Below are 17,391 nucleotides of genomic sequence, written 5' to 3'. Positions count from 1 at the left end.
GCGTTCGCCCAGGCTCTACCCATCAGTAACCGCCTCCCACTACTCTGCCGCCAACTCGACTGCAGAGAAGGGAAGTTGGGACATGGGCGCAGTTCGTGCGGTGAGACGGGTGGCGGCCCTCGTGGGGGCCGCCGCGCTGCTGGTGGCGGTGCCGGTGGACGCCCACGCGGCGTCGCCGAAGTTCTCCGAGACGACGGCGATCGGCACGCACAACGCGTACGACAAGGCCAAGTACACGTACTTCGCACAGGCGTTGGACTCCGGGGCCTCGCTGCTGGAGCTGGACGTCTATGTCGACAGCCTGACCAAGCGCTGGCGGGTGAGCCACAGCAACCCGCTGGGGAACAACAACAACTGCGAGGCCGCGAAGACCCCGGCCGAGCTGTACAGCAAGAGCCGCAACCAGGACCTCGGCGGCTGCCTGGACAACATCGCCGCCTGGAACCAGCTCCACCCCGACCACCCCCCGATCGTCTTCAAGGTCGAGATGAAGGTCGGCTTCAACGACAAGGGCGGCCTCGGCCCGGACGAGTTCGACACCCTGGTCTCGCAGAGGCTCGGCAACAGCGTCTTCAGGCCGGCCGACCTGCTGGGCGGGACGTACTCCTCGCTGGACGCCGCCGCCAGGGCGAACGCGTGGCCCGCGCGGGACGCCCTCAAGGGCAAGTTCATCTTCGAGCTGATCCCCGGCACCGTCGAGCAGGCGAACCCCTTCGACTCGTACTGGACGGACGAGGAGTACGGCGACCACCTGCGCGATCTGTACGCGGCCGGCCGGATCTCGGCGGCCGAGGCCTTCCCGGCGGTGCTCGGCGCGGAGAACGGCGACCCGCGCACCGGCCGCTACGACGCCTCGATCCGCCCCTGGTTCGTGTTCTTCGACGGGGACGCGGCGACCTACGTCAACAACGCGTACGACACGTCCTTCTACTCCGCCAACCACTACTTCCTGATCATGACGGGTGCCGACGGCGTGTCCCCGGCGATCTCGTCGACGTCCCCGACGGACGCGGAAGTGGCCGCCCGCCTCGCGCTGCTCGCCGCGGACCACGCGAGCGTCATCACCTCCGACTGGTCGACGAAGTCGGCGGCGGTGCTCGGTTCGGTGACCGGCAGAAGCTGAGGTTCCGGGCGCCTGGACGGATCGCCTGTGCAAAGGTGGGGCATACACCATTCAACTCCTGTCACCCCACTGACGCTTGAGGGAGTCTCCCCATGTTGCACGGTATAGACGTGAGTGCGTTCCAGTCGTCCTCCTTCGACACGGACGGCCTCTCCTTCGCCTTCGTCAAAGCGACGGAGGGCCGTTCGTACATCAACCCGAGGCTCGCCGCCCAGACGAAACACGCCCGCGACGCCGGCCTGGTCGTCGGCTTCTACCACTTCCTGTGGCCCGGCCATCTCACGGCCCAGGCCGAGTACTTCGTCAAACACGCCCCAGAAAGGCCGGGCGACATCCTCGCCGTCGACTGGGAAACCACGAGCGAGGGCACCCACGCGAGCAACGCGGACAAGGACCTCTTCATCCGCAAGCTGAAGGAACTGCGGCCGGCGAACCAGGTGATCCTCTACACGAACCGGGACTTCTGGCTGAACGTCGACACGACCTCGTACGCGGGCGACGGCCTCTGGATCGCCGACTACGTCACCGCGGGCAAGCCCCGCATCAAGGCCAAGTGGCGCTTCCACCAGTACACCAGCGACCCCCACGACAAGAACGTGGCGGACTTCGCGAGCAGGACGTCCCTCAGAGAGTGGGCGGCGGACGCCTGATCCGCCTGATGCATCAGCGGCCGTTCGTGTCCTGAGCCTCGTTTTCGGGTCCCCGAGGTTTTGGAGCCGTCACGTGGGGCCACACTGTTGCCGTCCCGGTGCGGCGGCCGACTACGGGAGGTGGGGGACGTGGCCCTGCGACCCGCCCCCTTCTGGGAGACCCTGGAGTCCGGGGACCGGGCCGCCCTGATGCGGGCGGCGACGCGGCTGGGGCTCGACGCGGACCGGCAGTTCGTGACCCAGGGGGAGGACTCGGATCATCTGGTCGTGCTGCTGGACGGCTGGGTCAAGGTCGTCGCCCAGTCGTACACCGGCTACCGCGCCCTGCTCGCCCTGCGCGGCCCCGGTGAACTCCTCGGTGAGCAGGCCGCGGTGGACAGCGGACGCCGCTCCGCCTCCCTGGTCACGGCCACCGCGGTCGACCTGCTGCAACTACCCGCCACCCGCTTCCACGTGCTGGCCCGCGCCCGCCCCGGCATCGCCGCCGTCCTGGAGCAGACCCTGTCGCGGCGGCTGCGCGAGGCCGACCTGCAGCGCGCCGGCATCACCGAGCCGGTGCCCGCCCGGCTGGCCGCCCTGCTGCTCGATCTGATGGATCGCTGCGGGCGCCCGGAACCGGACGGCACCGGCCGCCGCATCGCCCTGTCCCTCTCCCAGGACGACCTGGCGGGGCTGCTGCTGACCTCGCGGCGCACCGTCAGCCGCGTGCTGGAGCAGTGGCGGGCCCAGGGCTGGATCGTGACGGGACGTCAGTCACTGCTGATCCGCTCGGTGGACCAGCTGAAGGCGCAGGCCTTCGACGGGTGAACGCCGCCCCGGACGATGGCTCAGCAGGACGCATAGTGCACCCCGTCCTTGGGCGCCTTGTAGATCCGGTAGCCGTCGCTGTCGGTCAGCTGGTAGGTGACCGTCCACTCGTCGCAGGTGTCGTCCGGGCTGCCCGCCGGGCCGTAACCGGCGTCCTGGTGGCTGGTGAAGTTCAGGGTGGCCAGGGTGTAGGAGCCTTCCGTCCTGAGGTCGCTGAGCACGAAGTCGCTGTCCCGCGTGGTGGACATGACCTGCTTCCACTGGGAGCGGCTGGAACTGGAGCCGACGTCCACCACGCCGCTGGTCGGGTCGTAGTAGCCGAGGGCCGTGTCGTAGTCCTGCTCGTTGATGGCCCCGAAGAAGTGGGCGAACATCGAGGCCACGTCCTCGGCCTCGGAGTCGTTCGCGACCGCGGAGTAGTCCACCGTGGCGCCGGGCGCCTGCGCCTGGTCGGACGGGGTCTCGGTGGGTTCCGTGGTGTCGCCGCCGTCGGTCGAGCCCCCGTCGGTCGAGCCCCCGGTCACGGAGCCGCCGGAGGTGTAGACCCCGTCGGACTCCGCCACCGAGGGGGGCGAGCCGTCCGAGGTGTCCATGTGGGTCGCCGCGTACCCGGCGACCCCGCCGACCAGCACCGCGCCGAGCAGCCAGGACGCCACCCTGCTGCCCCACGAGGTGTTCTGGCGGGCCGGGGTCGTCGGGGTGTAGAGGGGGACGGGCTGCCGCGGCGGCCCGGAAGAGGGCTGCCAGCCCGGGGGCGCGGTGGTCGCCGTGGCGGTGGGGGTCGCCTGCGGCTGCGGCGTCCGCGCCATCCGCCGCGGGCGCTGCTTGGCCCGGTTGTGCGCCAGTTCCAGCACGGGCAGCCACTCGGACAGGGGTGGCCGCCGCTGCGGGTCCCGGTTCTGCGCACGGTTGGCGAGCTGGGCGAGCTCCGTGGAGACCGCCCGCAGCGGGCCGGGGTCGACGCTGTCCTGGTCCCGGTTGAACACCCGCAGGGCGAGCAGCCCGAACTTGAAGGAGTCCGAGGCAGTGGTGGCCTTCTGCGGCTCCGGCACCTCCCAGCCCGGGGTGTCCACCTGGGCGAGAACGTCCTGGCTCCGGTGGCGCATCGAGTCGCAGTCGATGAACAGACAGCGGCCCCGCCCGCCGAGCGTGAACAGGACGTTCTTCGGCGAGAGGTCGCCCACCGCCACCGCGCGCCGGTGCAGCCAGTCGAGGGTGCGGGCCAGGTCGAGCAGGAGCTCCACCCGGTGCGCGTCGTCGACGAACAGGCCGACGCGGGTCATGTAGGCGTCGTCGTTGAGCAGGAACTCCAGCGCCTGCAGCTTCACCTCGTTGGTCTGCGGCATGCGCAGCTCGTAGGCCTGGACCACGCGCCGCATCAGGAACCCGACCACCTTGGTGTGCGGGTTGCCCGACGGGCGCGGGTCCGTCGGGGTCGCGCCCCGGTAGACGAGCGCGAGCGGCCAGGTCAGCCGCTCGTCCAGGAAGTCGCGCTCGGCCTGGGACAGCAACTGGCGGAAGCAGACCATGTCGTACAGGGCGTCGCTCTTGTACGCGACGGTCGGCAGGTACTCCTTGTACGCCAGGTACTCGCCCTTGAACTTCCCGGGCGGATCGGGCACCCCGTACACGATGCCCTGGCCGCCGTTGCCCAGGCCGTGGTCGGTGTACTTGCCCAGCTTGTCGGGCAGCACCCAGGGCACCGTCACACTGCTCACAGCGATCCTCCGGGGGCGGCCGCGCGCGGCCACAACGCCACCAGGGTGCGGTCGTCGTCGAAGGTCTCCCGGTAGAAGTCGAGCAGATGGGCGAAGGCCAACGGCGGTAGCGGACGCTCCAGTTCACGGGCGAAAAGATGGGCCACCGCGCCCCGCCCGTCGCCGACGGGGTCGCCGAACCCGTCCGTGCCGACCAGCAGCACGCTGCCCGGGTCCAGGAGGTACTCGTAGGGCGCGATGTCGGCGGGAACGTACGGCAGGGGCTGCACCGCCGAGGAGACCAGCCCGTCCGCGCCGACCGCCTTGCCGCCCCTGAGCGGGTACAGCTGCTGGTGCTTGATCGCCCACACCCCGGAGTCGCCCACCGACACCAGCGCCACCCGCACCCCCTCCGGGGTGGGCACGGCCACTCCGGCGACCAGGGTGGTGGCCAGCAGGTCGGCCGTCTCGGCGACGGAGGCCTCCTCCTGGTGCAGCAGACGGCGGGCCTGTACGACCAGTTGCCAGTGGACCGTGTTCAGGAGCTTGCGCCAGTCGGTGACGAAGCCGCCGCTCCCGCGGATCTGGCCGAGCAGCTCGTCGACGGCGCTTCGGCAGGCCAGTTGCGAGCCGATGTGCGGCTGGCGGGCGTCGGAGACGCCGTCCGCGACGGCGAACACCACGGTGCCGCTGTGTTCGTCCCAGGCGGCCGCCGCGTCGTCCTCGCGGGGCCGGCCCTCGGCCCGGTGCGCGTAGCCGCGCACCGAGGCCAGCCGCAGGTCGACGGCGACCGTGGACCAGCCGTCGCAGACGGTGTCGGGACGGTACGACAGGCCGCCGGTCGGCGGCCTCGGGTCGAACACGGGGACGGCGCCGTCGACGGCGATGGTCCGCCAGCGCTCGGCGAGGGTGCCCGGGTGGGCGGGCGGCGGTGCCGGACCGTCGCTGCCGGGCACGTGCGGGGCCGGTACGCCCGGCGGCCAGGACTGGTTGCCGTGCCAGTCGTAGCCGGCGGACGCCGCGGGGTCGGGCCGGTCGTAGGACTCGGACGGGTCGCGCTGGTACAGGGAGGGGGCCGGGCCGGGAGGCGGCGGTACGTGCGGCTGCTCCCGGCCGTCGTCGGGGTTCCTGCCGAATCTCACGTCAGATCACATCGATCGCGACGGTGAAGCCTTCCGGCTTGTCGACCACCAGTTGCGGCTGGGGCGAGCCCAGCGAACGGCCCGACGAGATCACGCTCTTGGTGAGGGCGGTGCAGAACTTGGCGATGGCGGCGCCGACATCGACCCCCTTGTTGGCGACGAACCCGAACTGCGGCTCCGTGGCGACCTGGTTGATGGTGTGCGCGTCGGCGTCGACGATGCCGCAGGCGATGATGTTCGGCGCGCCGAGGGTGGTGGAGCGGTCGGTGAGCCTGCGGTGGGCGTCGCGCCAGTCCTCGCCGTGGTTGGGCAGCCCGTCGCTGAGGAAGAACACGGCGGGCCGGTGCACCTGGTAGCCCTCGCGCTTGAGGGCGCCCACGTCGTTCGGGATGCGGTGGATGAGGTCTTCGAAGGCGGCGAGGTAGCTGGTCATGCCCCGGGTCGTCAGCTGCGGGAACTCGTTGGCGCTGCGCAGGTCGACCAGGTGGACGCGCTCGATGACGTCGTCGGAGAAGCCCAGGACCGAGAAGCGCACCTTGGCCGCGGCCATCGGTTCGCCGAGCAGCGCCTGGTGCAGTGACCGCAGGCCGTCGTTGAGGTCGTCTATGTGCTCGGTCATCGAGCCCGACTCGTCGGCGAGGACGTAGATGGGGAGCAAGTGCCCCCTATTGCTTTCCATCATCGTCTTTCCGTTCTTGCGAGATGGGGACTGTGTGGGTGTCTTGCGTGGGGGGTGGTGGTCAGAAGGCGTCCTCGGCCCGCCGGAAGCCGTCGGGCGGGTTGACCGAGAACTGCGGGTCGCCGGAGGCGAGGCGCCGCCCGTAGCCCACGACGCTGTCGCGCAGGAAGGCGGCGCAGCTGTGCGCGGCCGAGACGGCGTCCTGGTTGGGCGGGGCCATGAAGCCGAGCTCGGGCCGGGTGGCGACGGCGCGGACCGTCAGGGTGTCGGCCCGGCCGAGGCCGAGGGCGATGAGGTTCGGCGCGGCGGGGTTGCCGCCGGTGTCGGTGAGCGTGTGGTGGACGTCTCGCCAGCCGTTGCCCTCCTCGGGCGGGCCGCCGGTGACGAAGTACACGATCGGCCGCAGCACCTGGGCGCCCTCGCCCTTGACCACGGCGACGTCCTGTCCGACGACGGTCCGCAGCAGCTGGAAGGCGGCGCTGTACGACAGCCCGGGGCGGCCGGTGAGGATGGGGGTGCGGGTGCCCTGCGTCACCGTCTCCAGTTGCAGCCGGGGTTCGGTGGTGGCGGCCATGCCGAGGACGGAGAGGCGTACGGCCGCGGAGACCTCGGGCGCGCCGCAGAGCGCGGCGTGCAGGTCGCTGAGACCGCGGTTGAGCTCTTCCAGGCAGGCGCGTTCGAGGGACTCGTCGAGCACCAGGTAGATCAGGGCGGCGTAGGTGGGTACGGCGGGCCGGCCCGCGTACGGGGGCAGGTGGTCGCCGACGACGGTGGACCCGGGGCCCTGGCCCGGGGCGCCGTACCGCGGTGCCTGCGGGTGGCTCTGGCCCGGTGCGGCCGGTCCGGCCGGTCCTGCGGTGGACGCGGCGGGCAGCTGGGCCGGGGCGTCCCAGGGCCGGGCGCCGGGGAGTTGGGGTGTGGTGGCGGCGGGGAGCTGGGCGCCGCCGGTGGCGCGGCCGACCACGTCGGTCAGCAGCTGCCGCATGACCTCCAGGTCGCCGGCCTGGACCAGGTTCTTGTCGGCCATGGCCTGGAACAGGGCGAGCGCGCGCTGGTTCTGCAGCTCGGCGGTGGCGAAGCGGGCCTCTTCGAGCTTGCGCAGCATGTCGAAGGCGCCGGCGGCGTCCTCCGGGTGCGTGTTCATGTACTGCCGGATCAGGCCCTCGCTGTCGATGGAGACGTGCCGCAGCGCCTCGGCCTGGCGGGCGGCGGCCTCCATCTCCTGTTCCTGTTTCTTCGCCGATATCTGGCCCTCGCGCAGCACGTTCCCCATGTTGGGCAGGTGCTCGGCCTGGCCGAGCGTCTCCCGCCGGCCGGCGTCGATCAGCGACTCCAGGTAGGCCTTGGACTTCTCGTCGGGCTGCACGGTCACCTGGCAGCCGAAGATGATCAGCCCCTGGGCGAGGGTGACCTGCTGTCCGCAGCGCTGGTTGAGGTAGTGCTGGAGGCCGAAGGAGTCCTCGATGGCGAAGCGCTGTCCGGCCCCGTGGAACAGGCTGGTGAGGTAGTTGTGCACCAGGGGCAGCGGGTTGCTGATGCCGGAGCGCACCAGGTTCTTGGCGCCCTCCCAGCTGTCGACCCGGAACGCGAAGTCGACCTTGACCTCGAAGGCATGCACGCCGTCCCGGGAGACCAGCGGGTTGCGGCCGAGGACGGCGCTGCGCTGCTGCGGGCGCAGGTCGACCTCGTAGCGGGTGCGGAACTTGGAGAAGACCTGCTGCGAGGGCTTCATCGGGCGGCCCTCGAAGCACTCCACCTCGCCGGAGGCGGTGGCGTAGACGACCGCGAGGTGCGGCTGGGTCGCCTTGGTCGGCCCCACGGCCATGCGGGGCACCGGAGTCTGGTTGACGATCAACGAGACCGGCTCGGTCACCGGCCACCTCCTGGCTGAGCGGTTCGGGCGGATGAGGCTCCCCGCAGGGCGGCGCCGAGCACCGCCGCGGAGCGTGGCAGGGGGCGGAAGCGGTCACGGTCGGTCCAGTGCCGTGCGTAGCGCTCCAGGAGCATCGAGGCGCGGGAGCCGCGGACCGCCACGTCCTCGACGAGGACGCGGACCAGGTCGTCGAGGAGCTGGGGGTCGGCCTCGGCCTGGGTGGCCCAGCCCTCCAGGACGCTTCCGGCCTCGTCGGAGAAGAGTTCGCCGCCGATCACCTCGGACCACAGGTAGCCGAGCAGCCGCCGCAGTTCGTCGCCGGGCGGTTTCTCGGCGGCGAGCCGCAGCAGGGTGGGGCGGCTGCGCCGGGGCGCGGTGCCCACGGCGGGTTCGTCGGTGGCCAGGGTGGAGGCGAGGATCAGGAAGGCGAGGTGCCCCGAGGGGCGGCTGGCGGTCTCGTGGGACATCTCGGCGAGGGCGCGCAGCACCACCGGGGCGTGCGCGGTCACGTCCTCCTCCATCAGGTCGGCGAAGGCGTCGCCGATCTCGATGGCGACCTGGATGTGGTCGACGGTGCCGAGCCGGGTGAGGGTCTGTACGGCCGTGGGCAGGTCGGCGCCGCCCAGGCACAGGCCGTAGGCGCGGGCGGCGGCGGCCTGGAACTCCCAGGTGCCGCTGAGGTACCAGTTCTCGACGAGGCCACGCATCACGGGCCGTACCTGCGGGTCGCGGGCGCACACCCGCAGGGCGTAGGCGATGGCCTCGCGGCGCAGCTGACCGTGGTCCTCGTCCTGGATCCAGCCGGGGAAGACCTGGGTGGCGATGGCCTCGAAGGACTCGGTGGCGATCAGGCCGAGCGCGGTCCCGGCGAAGCTGCGCACCTGCTGCGAGGGCTTGTCGACCAGTTCGGCGAGCCAGTCGAGGAGTTCGCCCTGGACGAGGTACTCGGACCAGACGTGCCGGACGACCCGGGGCGGGTAGTCGGGGTTGCGGTACTCGGCGATGGTGCACGGCAGCCAGCCGAGGTCGCCGCGGGTGACCGCGGTGACGGTACGGGCGCGCAGCTTCTCGGCGAGCAGGCGGCGGGACTGGGTGAAGGGGTCGTGGCGCAGCGGTACGGGGCCGTGGTCGACGCTGGCGGTGAGCACGCCCCGGTCGCTGCGGAACCGGTCGAGGAGGGTGCTCGCGGCCAGGGCCACGTACTCCTGGGGCAGTCCGCCGAGGACGGCGAGGGCGATGGCCTGGCTGCGCAGCCAGGTGTCGCCGAGCCCCTCGAACCACTCCTCGGGGCCCTCGCCGCCGGTGTGGTCCATGCGGGCGCGGACCCGCTCCGGGTCGATGGCGCCGCCGCCGTGTTCGTGGGCGAGGACCTCCGCCAGCCGGGCGGCGTCCCGGCAGGCGGCGCTCGCGTCCAGCAACAGGGAGACGAGGTCGCCGACGCCGTCGGAGGCGAGCGCGCCGTCGGCGTCCGTCTCGCCGAGCCGGTGGCCGAGGTGGGCCAGGAGTACGGCGCGCAGGCCGTCGGGGCGGGCGATGCGCTGCACGTACTCGCCGACACCGCGGCCGAGTTCGGCCTCCGGACCGGCGATCAGCACCAGGTGGGCCTCGGCCTGCTGGAGCAGGTCCTCCAGTCCGGCGAGCTGGGAGCCGCGCAGCTCGGCGAGGTCGGCGGGCCGGTCGAGCAGCAGGCCGGTGCCGCTGCCGAGCTGTTTGAGCTCGGTCAGCCGGGTCAGTTCGGCCACCGAGTCGAGCAGGTAGAAGTTCTTGGCCTGGGCGGCGATGAGCAGACGGACGGCCGCGGCGGTCTTGCCGGCGCCGCCCGGGCCGCGCAGCACGACCGAGCGGCGCTGCCAGGCGTCGGCGACGACGTCGTCCCAGCGGTCGGGTGGCTGGAAGGTGTGGCGGACGGTCTCCACGATGGCCGCGGCCAGGGGGCGCAGGACGACGCCGCGTTCGCCCCCGGCATGGATGACGATCTTGTCGCCCTGGACCCGGTCGCCGCCGAAGTGCGACCACGCCGTGCGCAGCAGGCCGGCGCGCAGACTGCCCTGGCCGGCCCGGGCGGTGGCCATGCTGGCGGTGCTGCCCGCGCCGACGGTGTTGTCGGGTGCGGCGGCGGGTGTCTGCGCGCCGCCCTGCGGGGTCGCCGCGCCCTCCGCGCCGCCGGCTCCCTGGCCGGAAGGGGGCGCCCCGCTGCCGCCGCCCTGGGCGGACGCGCCGCCTCCGGGCGGGGGTGAGCCCTGCGCGGGTGCCGACGAGGGGGTCGGGGTGGGAGCGGGCGCGCCGGCCCCGGCTCCCGCTCCGGCCGCGGGCGGGGTGCTCACGAGCCGTCCGCCGAGGTGTCGCGGCGGGGTGCGCCCCGACCGGCGTCGGCGTCGTTGCCGTCGTAGCGGTGCTCGGTCTTGTCGCCCTGCACCCAGTCCCCGTTGACGATGTTCCCGAAGGCGATCTGGCCGCCCGTCATGTCACCGCCGAAGTGGAGCGAGGGCGACGGGACCGGGCTCCCCGGTTCGGTCCCGCCGCCCGCCCCTCCCGCGGTGCCGCCCGTGCCGGGGGCTGCCCCCGGTCTGGTTCTGTCACGTGGCGGCTCCCCCGAGTCCGCGGGGAGTCCGGGCGGCGCCGGGTAGCCGGGTACGGTGACCCAGCCCCGGCGCGGTTCGCCGTGCTTGGTGACGAAGTCGGCGGGCAGATAGGCCGCCGGGTCGATGCCCGGGTAGCGCCCCCGCACCACCTTGCGGTGCACGTCGTCCGAGACGACCACCACCAGGTGGGCGCGGCCGGCCCGGGCGAGCGACTGCTTGACCGGGCCCGCGTCCACCAGCCGTGCCAGGTCGTTGATGGCGTTGCTGGTCCAGCGCTCGCCGTTCCGGTTGACCAGTCCCTCGTGCAGTCCGACCCGCAGCCGCATCCGGTGGTCGTGGTTGTACGTGTCCCGGTGGTGCGCCAGCGCGTCCTCCAGACCGCGCACCAACTCCCGTAACAGCAGGGTGGGTTTGGTGTCCGGCGGGGCGAGGAGCAGGACGCCGTCACCGCGGTCCTGCACCGCGCAGCGCTCCGGATCGAGCCGGGCGCGGCGTAACGCGAACTCCACCACGTGGTACAGGTCGTCGTGCAGCGTCGCCTGGGTGGTCTCCGCGCGCAGACTGAAGTCCTCGATGTCGAGGAGCACGATCCAGTGGCTGTGCGGATCTTCCGGAACCACCACCATGTGCGACCTCCTGTGCTTCGAGCAGGACCGCGTTCGCCCCGCGCATCTCTGGATAGAACCCGCTGTGGGGAGTGTCTACGCCATCTGGCGCACAGTGCCCTCTTGTCAGCGTCTTCGCCAGCGTTTCCGAAGGATCGTCACACGAACGCGTAATATGCCCCGGCGACATTCACGGAACCCCCCGAACAGAAACTGTCGTTCCGTCATAATCTGTGCGGCAGATCGTAGTTCACTGTGAACGGCAAGCGCAGACGGATGGTCGAGGGGGCCCGGGTGCGCCAGTTACGCCTCCCGCCGCAGCTGGTGATCGGCTTCGTTCTCGGGCTCGTGGTGGTCCTGTTGGCCCGCTCCTGCGGCCCCGGTTCCGGCACGTCCGAGGGGGCTTCGGCGGCGGCCCCCGCGGACGACGGCAAGGCACACACCACCCGCGCCGGGAGCGCGCCGGCGAACCTGCCCGCCCTGTGGCCGGCGCCGCGCAGCGTGCGCCGGGACGCGGGCACGGTGCCGATCGGGCACGGCGTGGCGGTGCGCGCGGACTCCGGGACGGACGCGGCCACCCTGGACGCCGTGACCCGGGCGCTGCGGGCGGGCGGCGCGGACGAGGTCCGGCTGGGGGACGGTCCGAGATCCGGCGAACTGCTGGTGACGGTGACGTCGTCCGGTCCGTCGACCGCCCTGCGAACGCTGGGAGTAGACCAGCCCACCGGTCTCGCCCCCGGCGGCTACGTCCTCGCCGTCGGCCGCGACCACGACCGGCCCCGGGCCGTCCTCGCCGGAGTCGACGCCGACGGCGCCTTCCACGCCGCGCAGACCTTCGCCCAGCTGGTGCGCCCCGTCGGCTCGTCCGCCGCGCGCGGCACGCTGCCCGCCGTCCGCGTCCGGGACTGGCCCGCCACCGCCGCCCGCGGCATCGTCGAGGGCTTCTACGGCACGCCGTGGACCCAGCGCGAACGCCTGGAGCAGCTGGACTTCGCGGCGCGCTGGAAGCTCGACACGTACCTCTACGGTCCGAAGGACGACCCCTATCTGCGCGCCCGCTGGCGCGACCCGTACCCCGAGTCACGCCTCGCCGACCTGCGCGCGCTGGCCCGGCAGGCCTCCACCGACCACATCTCCCTGGTGTACGCGCTCTCCCCCGGCCCGTCCGTGTGCTACTCGTCCGCGAGCGACACCGCCGCGCTGATCCGCAAGTTCCGGCAGCTGTGGGACGACGCCGGGGTGCGGGCCTTCGCCGTGCCGCTGGACGACATCGACATCGACCGCTGGAACTGCGCGCGCGACGCGGCGGTGTACGGCAGCGGGCGGGGCGCGGTCGGGCGGGCGCAGGCGGACCTGCTGAACAAGGTGCAGCACCAGTTCCTCGACGCGCGCGACGGCGCCGCGCCGCTCATCACCGTGCCGACGGAGTACGACGGGGCGCGGGGCAGCGCGTACAAGGCGGCGCTGGCGGCGGGGCTGGACCGCGGCGTCGAGGTGATGTGGACCGGGCCGCTGGTCGTCTCCCCGGCCCTGCGCACCGCGCAGGCGCGCGAGGCGGCACGGCTGTACGGGCATCCGCTGCTGGTGTGGGACAACTACCCGGTCAACGACTACACGGCGGACCATCTGCTGCTCGGCCCCTACACCGGCCGCCAGGACAGCCTGCCCGGGGCGGTCGCGGGCCTGCTGGCCAACCCGATGAACCAGGCCGCCGCCTCCGACCCGGCGCTGTTCTCGATGGCCGCGTACACCTGGAACCCCGCCGCCTACCGGCCCGCCGCCGCGCTGGACGCGGGTCTGTCGGTGCTGGCCGACGGCGACGCGCGCGCCCTCACCGCCCTGCGCGCCTTCGCGGACGTCAACCGGGCCTCCCGGCTGGACTCCACGCAGGCGCCGCGGCTGGCGGCGCTGACGGCGGCGTACCGGAAGGGCGGCGCGGGGGCGGAGAGCGCCCTGCGCGAGCACCTCCGGGTCCTCGCGTCGGTGCCGGACACGGTGCCCGCGTCGCTGCGCACTTCGGCCGCGCCCTGGCTGGCCTCGGCCCGCGACTGGGCCCGCGCCGCCCTGGCCGCGCTCGACCTCCGCTCCGGCAGGAGCACGCGCGCCCAGGTCCGGTCCCTGCGCGCCGCGGCCCGCTCCCACACGATCGTGGACTGGCAGGGACGCAGACGCACGGTCGAGGTGGGCACGGGCGTCCTGGACACCTTCGTGTCTAAGGCACTGGGCTAGATCCGGTTCCAGCGCACCGGGCCGGAACCGACTCCGGAGCGCGGAGCCGGAGCCGACTCCGGAGCGCGGGGCCGCAGCCGGCGGAGCCCTACGCCGTGAAGTCCGCCGTCCGCTCCGGCGACGCCTCCGCCAGGGCCTTGGTGACTACGGCGGTGCCCGCCTGCAGGCCGTACACCGGTGTACCCGGCTGCTGGCGCCAGGAGTCGTCGATACCGCCCGCGTCGACCGTGTCGAAGCCGAGTTCGTCGATCAGGTCGCGTACGACCCGCTTCGCGGCCTCGTCGTCGCCGGCCACCGGGAGGGCCATCCGGTCGGGGGCGCCGGCCGGTCGGGGGCGGTCCAGGAGGTCCTGGGCGTAGGTCCCGTTGAACGCCTTGATCACCGCGTGGCCGACGTGCCGCTCGGTCCAGCGGCTCTCGGTGAGCCCCTCGTCCTCGATCCCCGCGATCCGTCCGTCCCGCTGCTGGGGGTAGTAGTTGCCGGTGTCGATCACGGCGACGCCCTCGGCCGCGCCGTCCAGCAGGCCGGCGGGAAGGTTCGGGACCGCCTTGAGCGGGACGGTCACCACGACGACCTCCGCGCCGCGCGCCGCCTCCTCGACCGGGACGGGCGTCGCGCCCGTCTCCGCGGCCAGCCCGGTGAGGGTGTGCGGGCCGCGCGAGTTGGCCACGGAGACGTCGTGGCCCAGTTCCCTGAGCCGCCGGGTCAGGTTGCCGCCGATGTTCCCCGCGCCGATGATGCCGATCTTCATGCCGGACCCTCCGGGAGTGGTGTGCGATCGCTGCGATTCATGTACACGCATGTTTTCTCTCGCGACGGCAACCCCGGCGGGCCGGTGACTATTCCGCCGACGGGCACGGCGAAGGGGGGCACCCGTCCGGGTGCCCCCCTTCCGTTCACGTCACTTGTTCAGGTACGCCCAGAACTCGTCGAACGACAGGACCTTGTCGCCGTTGAGGTCGCGGGTCTTGATGATGGCCGCCGCCACCGTCTCGGTGACGTTCCAGTCGCCCTCCTGAGCCAGGGCGGACTTGAACTCGGCAGCGGTGATGAAACCGTCGCCGTCCGCATCGATCCGCTGGAACTGCTTGCGTGCTTCCTCGATGTCCGCCACCGATCCGCCCCTTTTTGTCACGTTGTTCGGGTCATACTGGCCTACTGCCGCTGGTCAGAGTAGCCGCCCGCCCGAACCGGGAACGCAGCGACCACCCGGCCGACCCGCTCCTCGGCCTCGGGCGCCCGTCTGGGAGTCTGGGCCTTGTGGTGGTGGAGACTCAAGGAGCGGGGTGCGCGGCCGTGGTGCAGAGCCTGCGAGACATTCTCGACGCGGCGGCGCGGGGCGTCTTCCCGCCGCCGGACGGCAATGCGACCGTGGTTCCCCAGCACTCCCCCCGCGACGCCGGTGTCATCGCCTTCACCGCGCACTCGGTGGTGTTCACGGACGAGGACCCCCGGTGGGTGCGGCAGACGCTGCGCTCGCTGCGCTGCGACGCGCTCGCGGCGACGATGAACGCGCGGTTCCTGGCGGCCTTCATGGACCGCACGGGACGGACGACCGACACGATCGACGCCCTCCTGGTCGGCGCCCCGCTGCCGGGCGAACCGCCGCTCGCGCTGGAGGAGATCACCGACCCCGGCCATGCGCGGGTGGCCTCTGCGAGGAAGCGGCGCGACGGGGTGCGCGCCTGGGCGGCGGAGGGCGGCGTACTGGCGCTGGGCCGCGGGGTGGCCGGGCGGCTGGAGGTCTCGGTCGAGGTGGACGAGGACGTACGGCGGCGGGGGCTGGGGCGGCGCCTGGTGACGGCCGCCCGGCACCTCGCGGACGAACCCCTGTGGGCCCAGATCGCCCCGGGGAACGCCCGCAGCCTGCGGGCGTTCCAGGCGGCGGGCTACGTACCGGTCGGAGCGGAGGCGCTGCTGGCGACGCCCGAGGCCGAGCGGCCGTCAGCGGAAGATGCCGGTGTGGCCCAGTGAGTAGCGGCCCGGCTGCGGGTAGACGGCGAGGCCGTGCGGGCCGCTGCCCACCTTGATGCGGGCCAGCTGGGTGCCGGTGCGGGTGTCGATGGCGTACACCTCGGAGTTGTAGCGGCCGGACAGCCACAGGACCTTGCCGTCCGCCGAGACGCCGCCCATGTCGGGGCTGCCGCCACCAGGCAGGTGCCACTTCTTCGTCAGCCGGTTCCGCGCGAAGTCGAAGACGGAGATCGTGCCCTCGCCCCGGTTGGAGATGTACATCTCGCGCGAGTCCCGGCTGACGTACAGCCCGTGGCAGCCCTTGCCGGTGGCCAGGAAGCGGGGCCGGTCGAACTTGTCGCCGTCCAGGATCCACACGCCGTGGGCCATCATGTCGGCGATGTAGAACCGCTTCCCGTCGGGCGAGACCTTGACGTCCTGCGGCATGGCGCCGTGGAACGGCAGCTTCTCCTGCCTGACGACGTTCATCCGCTCGGTGTCGACCTTCAGGAGCTCGCCGCTGAACTCGCAGGAGACGATGAAGTAGCGGCCGTCGAGCGAGAAGTCGGCGTGGTTGACGCCGTAGCAGCTGACCGGGACTGTCTTCACGCGCTTCATGGTGTGGGCGTCGCGGAAGACGAGCTGACGGTCGAGGGACGCCATGACGACGGCGTACTTGCCGTCGGGCGTGAAGTAGAGGTTGTACGGGTCGTGCACGTCGACCGGCTTGCCCACCCGGCCCGTCCTCGGGTCGATCGGGGTGAGGGTGTTGCCCCTGTCGTTGTTCACCCACAGGGTCTTCAGGTCCCAGGAGGGCACGACGTGCTGCGGCTGCCGGCCGACCGGGATCGTCTTGATGATCCGGTACGTCGTCGGGTCGATGACGGTGACGGTGTCGGAGTTGGTGTTCGGGACGTAGATCCGGGACGGGAAGTCCTTGACCACCGGGGAGAGATTGCCCGGGCGGTCGGCGACGTAGACGTCCTTCGGGTCGAGCACGGGCGGCATGCCGGGCAGGCCGTCGACCGGCGGGACCTGCTTCTGCTGCGTCTTGACCGGCGCGGCACTGGCCAACGTCTCGGTCGCGCGGGGCTCGGAGCCGCTGTCGCAGGCGGACAGCAGGGTCAGGGCGGCGAGGGCGGCGCCGGCGGCCAGGACGCGGGCGGCGTGGGTGGGTTGCATCAGCTCAGCAGCTCCGTGGTGGTGACCGCGCGCAGTCCGCGCCGGTCGAGTTCGTCCAGTACGGCGGGGAGGGCGGCGACCGTGTCCGGGTAACCGAAGTGCAGGCTCACGACGGATCCGTTCCTTACCTCGGCCAGGACCGTTCGGGTGACGGCGTCGGCGCCGGGCCGGGTGTAATCGAGCGAGTCGACGTCGTACGACAGCACGTGCGGGTAGCCCGCGGCGCGGGCCAGCCGGGCAACGAGCGGGGTGGCCGTCGGGGCACGCGAGGGGCGGAACCAGGTGCCGATCGAACCGGTGAGCCGCTTCAGCCGGTCCGCGCAGGCCGCGATCTCGGCGCGGGCGCCGTCCTCGGACAGGGCGTTGACGGCCACGTGCCGCTGGGTGTGGTTGCCCAGGTCGTGGCCGCCGTCGAGGATCCGGCCGGCCATCTGCGGGTGTTCGTCGAGCCAACTGCCCACGGCGAGCACGGTGACCCGGGCGCCGCGCCGTTCGGCCTCGGTGAGCAGGGCGCGGGCCAGCGCGGGGTCGCCCTGGCCGTGGAAGGTGAGCGCGACGCGGGGGTGGTCGCGGGGGCCGTGGGTGATCTGGGTCGGCTGTCGGGGGAAGGCCCGGGGCGCGGGCGCGGCGGGGGGCGTGGCCTTCGCGGCGGTGGGCGTGGGGGTGGGGGTGGGGGTGGGGGTGGGCTGCGCGACGGAGCCGGAGGCGGTGGAGCACCCGGCGGCGAGGGCACCACCGGCGACGAGCCCGGCACCGGCACGCAACGCCCCGCGGCGGTCGGTCGTGGTCACGCGCACCATTTAAGGCACGTTGGGTAAGAAAACAGCCGATTGACCCGAAAGGGCGATCGAAGCGGGTCGCCGTGTTCG

General features: G+C 72.5%; 15 protein-coding genes. 5 read left to right on the top strand and 10 right to left on the bottom strand.

All coding sequences use genetic code 11. From position 1 onward, the window contains the following. The first annotated feature begins 82 nt into the window (after positions 1-82). The 3 genes from ACWGKT_RS31740 (at position 83) to ACWGKT_RS31730 (ending at position 2,580) form a co-directional block, all read left to right on the top strand. A complete protein-coding gene (locus ACWGKT_RS31740; RefSeq protein ID WP_453276393.1) occupies positions 83-1,123 on the top strand; it encodes a phosphatidylinositol-specific phospholipase C domain-containing protein in 1,041 nt (346 codons plus the stop codon). Between the two features lie 92 nt (positions 1,124-1,215). Continuing rightward, positions 1,216-1,773, top strand: a complete 558-nt coding sequence (locus ACWGKT_RS31735) for a GH25 family lysozyme (protein ID WP_453276392.1) — start codon at positions 1,216-1,218, stop codon at positions 1,771-1,773. 129 nt (positions 1,774-1,902) lie between these two features. After that, positions 1,903-2,580: a Crp/Fnr family transcriptional regulator gene (locus ACWGKT_RS31730; RefSeq protein WP_453276391.1), complete on the top strand. Its 678-nt coding sequence runs from the start codon at positions 1,903-1,905 to the stop codon at positions 2,578-2,580. Positions 2,581-2,600: 20 nt separating this feature from the next. Here ACWGKT_RS31730 and ACWGKT_RS31725 read toward each other — a convergent pair whose 3' ends face one another. From ACWGKT_RS31725 to ACWGKT_RS31700, 6 genes are all read right to left on the bottom strand, one after another. Continuing rightward, the gene (locus ACWGKT_RS31725) at positions 2,601-4,298 is read right to left on the bottom strand and encodes a hypothetical protein (protein ID WP_453276390.1); all 1,698 of its coding nucleotides are present in this window, start codon (positions 4,296-4,298) and stop codon (positions 2,601-2,603) included. Next, positions 4,295-5,419 carry a protein phosphatase 2C domain-containing protein gene (locus ACWGKT_RS31720; protein WP_356155116.1) on the bottom strand — a complete coding sequence of 375 codons (1,125 nt, stop codon included), beginning with the start codon at positions 5,417-5,419 and terminating at the stop codon, positions 4,295-4,297. Before ACWGKT_RS31720 ends, ACWGKT_RS31725 begins: the two co-directional genes overlap by 4 nt. Position 5,420: 1 nt before the next feature. Next, positions 5,421-6,077, bottom strand: a complete 657-nt coding sequence (locus ACWGKT_RS31715; RefSeq protein ID WP_453276389.1) for a vWA domain-containing protein — start codon at positions 6,075-6,077, stop codon at positions 5,421-5,423. A gap of 82 nt (positions 6,078-6,159) precedes the next feature. Further along, the gene (locus ACWGKT_RS31710) at positions 6,160-7,971 is read right to left on the bottom strand and encodes a hypothetical protein (RefSeq protein WP_453276388.1); all 1,812 of its coding nucleotides are present in this window, start codon (positions 7,969-7,971) and stop codon (positions 6,160-6,162) included. After that, complete coding sequence (locus ACWGKT_RS31705) at positions 7,968-10,295, bottom strand: hypothetical protein (protein ID WP_453276387.1); 2,328 nt, start codon at positions 10,293-10,295, stop codon at positions 7,968-7,970. Before ACWGKT_RS31705 ends, ACWGKT_RS31710 begins: the two co-directional genes overlap by 4 nt. Further along, entirely contained in the window at positions 10,292-11,179 is an 888-nt protein-coding gene (locus ACWGKT_RS31700) for a hypothetical protein (protein ID WP_356155106.1), read from the bottom strand. Before ACWGKT_RS31700 ends, ACWGKT_RS31705 begins: the two co-directional genes overlap by 4 nt. Positions 11,180-11,413: 234 nt before the next feature. Between ACWGKT_RS31700 and ACWGKT_RS31695 the strand changes: the two genes are divergently transcribed. After that, positions 11,414-13,387, top strand: coding sequence for a beta-N-acetylglucosaminidase domain-containing protein (locus ACWGKT_RS31695; RefSeq protein WP_453276386.1), 1,974 nt, complete (start codon positions 11,414-11,416; stop codon positions 13,385-13,387). A gap of 88 nt (positions 13,388-13,475) precedes the next feature. Here the strand turns inward: ACWGKT_RS31695 and ACWGKT_RS31690 are convergent, their stop codons facing one another. Together ACWGKT_RS31690 and ACWGKT_RS31685 are read right to left on the bottom strand one after the other, a co-directional pair. Further along, a complete protein-coding gene (locus ACWGKT_RS31690) occupies positions 13,476-14,189 on the bottom strand; it encodes an NADPH-dependent F420 reductase (protein WP_453276385.1) in 714 nt (237 codons plus the stop codon). Between the two features lie 99 nt (positions 14,190-14,288). Then, positions 14,289-14,501: an EF-hand domain-containing protein gene (locus ACWGKT_RS31685; RefSeq protein ID WP_031172885.1), complete on the bottom strand. Its 213-nt coding sequence runs from the start codon at positions 14,499-14,501 to the stop codon at positions 14,289-14,291. Positions 14,502-14,686: 185 nt separating this feature from the next. Between ACWGKT_RS31685 and ACWGKT_RS31680 the strand changes: the two genes are divergently transcribed. Beyond that, positions 14,687-15,361, top strand: coding sequence for a GNAT family N-acetyltransferase (locus ACWGKT_RS31680; protein ID WP_453276422.1), 675 nt, complete (start codon positions 14,687-14,689; stop codon positions 15,359-15,361). On the opposite strand, the gene ACWGKT_RS31675 is transcribed toward ACWGKT_RS31680, so the two are convergent. Both ACWGKT_RS31675 and ACWGKT_RS31670 read right to left on the bottom strand, forming a co-directional pair. Beyond that, the gene (locus ACWGKT_RS31675; RefSeq protein WP_453276384.1) at positions 15,332-16,522 is read right to left on the bottom strand and encodes a YVTN family beta-propeller repeat protein; all 1,191 of its coding nucleotides are present in this window, start codon (positions 16,520-16,522) and stop codon (positions 15,332-15,334) included. The genes ACWGKT_RS31680 and ACWGKT_RS31675 overlap by 30 nt on opposite strands. Beyond that, on the bottom strand, positions 16,522-17,322 hold the full coding sequence (locus ACWGKT_RS31670; protein WP_453276383.1) for a polysaccharide deacetylase family protein: 801 nt from the start codon (positions 17,320-17,322) through the stop codon (positions 16,522-16,524). Before ACWGKT_RS31670 ends, ACWGKT_RS31675 begins: the two co-directional genes overlap by 1 nt. Between the last annotated feature and the right edge of the window lie 69 nt (positions 17,323-17,391).

This window comes from Streptomyces sp. NPDC054794, assembly GCF_053611585.1.
This window is presented reverse-complemented; position numbering and strand designations above follow the sequence as displayed.

Coding starts and splice junctions, on each gene's coding strand:
- ACWGKT_RS31740 (WP_453276393.1), top strand. CDS start 83: ATGGGCGCAGTTCGTGCGGTGAGACGGGTGGCGGCCCTCGTGGGGGCC.
- ACWGKT_RS31735 (WP_453276392.1), top strand. CDS start 1,216: ATGTTGCACGGTATAGACGTGAGTGCGTTCCAGTCGTCCTCCTTCGAC.
- ACWGKT_RS31700 (WP_356155106.1), bottom strand. CDS start 11,179: ATGGTGGTGGTTCCGGAAGATCCGCACAGCCACTGGATCGTGCTCCTC.
- ACWGKT_RS31690 (WP_453276385.1), bottom strand. CDS start 14,189: ATGCGTGTACATGAATCGCAGCGATCGCACACCACTCCCGGAGGGTCC.
- ACWGKT_RS31675 (WP_453276384.1), bottom strand. CDS start 16,522: ATGCAACCCACCCACGCCGCCCGCGTCCTGGCCGCCGGCGCCGCCCTC.
- ACWGKT_RS31670 (WP_453276383.1), bottom strand. CDS start 17,322: ATGGTGCGCGTGACCACGACCGACCGCCGCGGGGCGTTGCGTGCCGGT.